The sequence below is a fragment of the Nocardia carnea genome (assembly GCF_029868325.1).
Classification (GTDB): domain Bacteria; phylum Actinomycetota; class Actinomycetes; order Mycobacteriales; family Mycobacteriaceae; genus Nocardia; species Nocardia carnea_C.
The window spans coordinates 1-3166 of record NZ_JARWNW010000068.1; the positions used below are offsets into that span (position 1 = coordinate 1).

Below are 3166 nucleotides of genomic sequence, written 5' to 3' on the forward strand. Positions count from 1 at the left end.
CGCCCCCGCTCCCCCCCCCCCGCGGCGCGCCCCCCCCCCCCCCCCCCCCCGCCGCCCAACCCCTGGCACGGGCCGAAACCTTTCAGGGCCTCGCTGAACTCGGCACCGCCGTTGGTTGCGTTGGGTTTTTTGGGGGGCGTCGCTGAACTCGGCACCGCCGTTGGTTGCGCTGGGTTTTCTTCCCGGGGGCCTCGCTGGACTCGGCGGCACCGCGGGTTACGTCAGGTCGAGGGCGCAGTCGGGTGGTGTCGAGTCCGCGTGGGGGTTGTGAGGGCGCGGAGGAAGAAGCCCAGGTTGGCGGGCCGTTCGGCGAGGCGGCGCATGAGGTAGCCGTACCACTGATTGCCGTACGGGATGTAGACGCGAACGAAGTCGCCGCGGGCAGCGAGCCGCTCCTGTTCGTCGGTGCGGATGCCGTACAGCATCTGGTATTCCAGCTCGCCGGGGCCGCGGCCGGTCCGGGCGGCGAGATCGGTCGCGGCGGCTATCAGCGCGGGATCATGCGTTGCCACCAACGGCCGGGCCGCGCCCCGCATGAGGGCGTGCAGGCAGCGCTGATACGCGCTGTCCACATCGACGCGGTGCTGATGGGCCACTGTTTCCGGCTCACGGTAGGCGCCCTTGCAGAGCCGCACTCGGGCGCCCGCATCCGCGAGGTCACGGCAGTCGTCCACGCTGCGGTACAGGTATGCCTGGATCACCGTGCCCAACCAGGGAAATTCCGGGCGAACCTGCCGGATCGCGGCGAGGGTGGACGCCGTGGTCGTATGGTCCTCGGCGTCCACGGTGACCCACACCCCGGCCTCCGCGGCCTTTGTGCAGAGCACACGCAGGTTCTCGGCGGCGACCACCGGCCCGTCCGGTCCCAGCCACTGGCCGAGTGCGGAAAGTTTCACCGAAACCTCGAGCGGTGCCGCCCCGGCCGGGATCGCGCCGGTATCCAGGGCCGCGAGCTCGTTGATCAGCGCCAGATACTCGGCAACCGCGGCATCGGCCTGCGCCCGGTCGGTGGTGTACTCACCGAGGAAATCCACGCTCACCGCCCGGCCGCTCGCCAGCAGTTCCCGAGCCGCGGCGACCAGATCCGCTCTCGTCTCCCCAGGTACGAAGCGCCGGACGAGGGAGGCGGTCAACGGACTGGTGGTCAGCGTCCGCTTCACCCGTTCCGACCCGGCGGCCGCGAGGATCGCCGGGCGCAACGGGTTCACCGGACCTCCACCGCAACAGACGCTCGCCTGCTCATCCTCGCTCCATATGTGGATACCGGTGATCGGTGTGCGGGACGAACGTTTCCTTGATCGCTCGCGGTGCCACCCAGCGCAGCAGGTTCAGCGGGGAGCCGGCCTTATCGTCGGTCCCCGAGGCCCGGGCCCCGCCGAACGGTTGCTGGCCCACGACGGCACCGGTGGGTTTGTCGTTGACATAGAAATTGCCGGCCGCGAACCGCAACCGCGTGGCAGCCTCCTCCACCGCATGCCGGTCCTGTGCGAAAACGGCACCTGTCAACGCGTACGGGGCGGCGCTTTCCACTTCCGCCACAACGGTCTCCCAGGCGCCCGGGGCACTGTCGTCGTACACATACACCGACAGAATCGGGCCGAAGTACTCGGTCGCGAACGATTCGTCGCGGGGATCCTCGGCAAGCAGCACAGTCGGCCGGACGAACCAGCCCTCGCTGTCGTCATAGGTGCCGCCCACCGGGATCGGCACATTCGCCGAACGGGCCCGTTCGATCGCCCGCACACTCTTGTCGTAGGCGCGCCGGTCGATCAGGGCACCGCCGAAATTCGACAGTTCCGCCACATCGCCATAGCTCAGCGAATCGGCGATCCCCAGAAAATCGTCGCCCATATTCCGCCACAGCGAACGCGGCAGATAGGCGCGCGACGCGGCCGAACATTTCTGGCCCTGATACTCGTACGCGCCCCGGACCAGCGCCGTCCGCAGCGCGGCCGGGTCCGCGGAAGGATGCGCGACGATGAAATCCTTACCACCGGTCTCCCCGACCAGACGCGGATAGCCGCGATACCGGCCGAGATTGGCACCGACCTGACTCCACAGATATTGGAACGTGGGCGCCGAACCGGTGAAATGGATACCGCCCAGCCGCGGATCGGTGAGCGCCACCTCCGAGAGCTCTTTCCCGTCCCCGGTGACCATATTGATCACCCCCGGCGGCAGCCCCGCGGCCTCCAGCAGCTTCATCGTGTAATACGCGGCGAGGGTCTGAGTGGGCGACGGTTTCCACACCACCGTATTGCCCATCAGCGCCGGCGCGGTGGGCAGGTTCCCGGCGATGGCCGAGAAATTGAACGGGGTGATCGCGTAGACGAAGCCCTCCAGCGGCCGGTAATCGAGGCGATTCCAGACACCGGGACTCGACTGCGGCTGCTGCGCCAGAATGCCGCGCGCGAACGACACATTGAAACGCCAGAAATCGACCAATTCGCACGGCGCGTCGATTTCGGCCTGCGCCGCCGATTTCGACTGCCCCAGCATGGTCGCCGCGGCCACGGTCTCCCGCCACGGACCGGACAGCAGATCGGCGGCCCGCAACAGCACCGCGGCGCGTTCGTCGAACGGAAGGGAACGCCAGGCAGGCGCGGCAGCGGTGGCCGCCTCGATCGCGGCGGCAGCTTCATCGTGAGTGGTATTCGTGTAGGTCCCGAGCACCTGCCGATGCCGATGCGGTGCGACTATCTCGCGGCGCTCACCGATCCCGGGACGGTGCTTACCGTCGATGACCAGCGGAATGTCGAGGGTGGTGCCCGAGATATCGGCCAGCTTGCCGAGCAGGCGATCCCGCTCGGGGCTACCGGGTGCGTAAGTGTGCACCGGTTCGTTCACGGGGGTCGGGACAACTGTGACAGCGTCCATACGCCCAGGCTAGCTGGATTTTCTGGCGCCGCCTCCGCCGACGCGGGGTTTTGGCTGTGTTGATGGCGCCGCCTTCGGCGGCGCGGGGTTTTGGCCCCCTAGGTCCCTGCTGTCAGCACTCGATGCTCGCGGCTGCGCCGCATCGCATCGAGCGCTGACCAGGAGCCGCAGTTTGCGAAGGGCCCGAGTTGACCGGCCTGATACCCGTCGCAGCCGAGGCACTGTCATCGTCGGAGAGCCTCCTTGATGCGGCAGGACAGTGCCGGCGTCGGGAGGCTATTGTGGCTGC

General features: G+C 68.2%; 2 protein-coding genes. Both read right to left on the minus strand.

Annotation, left to right across the window (positions count from 1 at the left end; translation table 11 throughout):
• Positions 1 to 221 precede the first annotated feature (221 nt).
• Positions 222 to 1208: a proline dehydrogenase family protein gene (locus QH196_RS03890; protein WP_280414356.1), complete on the minus strand. Its 987-nt coding sequence runs from the start codon at positions 1206 to 1208 to the stop codon at positions 222 to 224.
• A gap of 31 nt (positions 1209 to 1239) precedes the next feature.
• The gene (gene pruA, locus QH196_RS03895; protein WP_280414357.1) at positions 1240 to 2877 is read right to left on the minus strand and encodes an L-glutamate gamma-semialdehyde dehydrogenase; all 1638 of its coding nucleotides are present in this window, start codon (positions 2875 to 2877) and stop codon (positions 1240 to 1242) included.
• Positions 2878 to 3166 lie beyond the last annotated feature (289 nt).